This window comes from Flavonifractor sp. An306 (genome assembly GCF_002159455.1).
Classification (GTDB): Bacteria; Bacillota; Clostridia; order Oscillospirales; family Oscillospiraceae; genus Flavonifractor.
Genome location: NZ_NFIQ01000273.1, coordinates 1 through 529, shown reverse-complemented (window position 1 = coordinate 529; position 529 = coordinate 1). Strand labels below are relative to the sequence as shown.

Sequence of the window (529 nt, the reverse complement as noted above, 5' to 3'; positions counted from 1 at the left end):
CATTCTTTACCTTCTCCAGCGGACAGGTGGATTCCTCTGCAATCAGTTCAAATTCACCTTGTTCCACCAACTGCTGGATATAGGCAATACAGGCCAGGTAGTCCTTGGGGGCATCAAATTTTCTCCATGTTTGAATGTTTCGGCAGTGCTCGCACATAATGGATGCCTCCTCCTGTAAACGGTTGTTGTCAGCCCTGTATATCAGCGTCAACGGGGCCTTTTTTCAGCGTTCCATTCACCGTGACCACATGGCCCCAGAACATATCGTCGTCCTCGTACCAGGCGGTAAAACGGCCGCCGGGAGATACTGTAAACTCGGTGAGGAGGATGCGCCGGGCAAACTCATCCTCCGTGATGGGGTCTTTTTCCGGGTCACGGTCGGCCTGGTCATTGTCCGCCAGCCATTCGTTGGCCTGAGCGGTGAGCTTCTGGGCAGCCATCGCTCGCAGGGACTTATCCCAGGTTTCCTGGTCTGCCACCAGTTTCTTCATCACATTGGTGACACGGGTCCAGGACGCTTTCTTTTCAA

At 53.7% G+C, this 529-nt stretch carries 1 protein-coding gene; it reads right to left on the bottom strand.

Features of this window, described 5'->3' with window-relative positions:
• Nucleotides 1-188: 188 nt before the first annotated feature.
• On the bottom strand, nucleotides 189-529 hold a 341-nt coding region (locus B5F88_RS20085; protein ID WP_140402253.1), incomplete at its 5' end, for a DUF2262 domain-containing protein.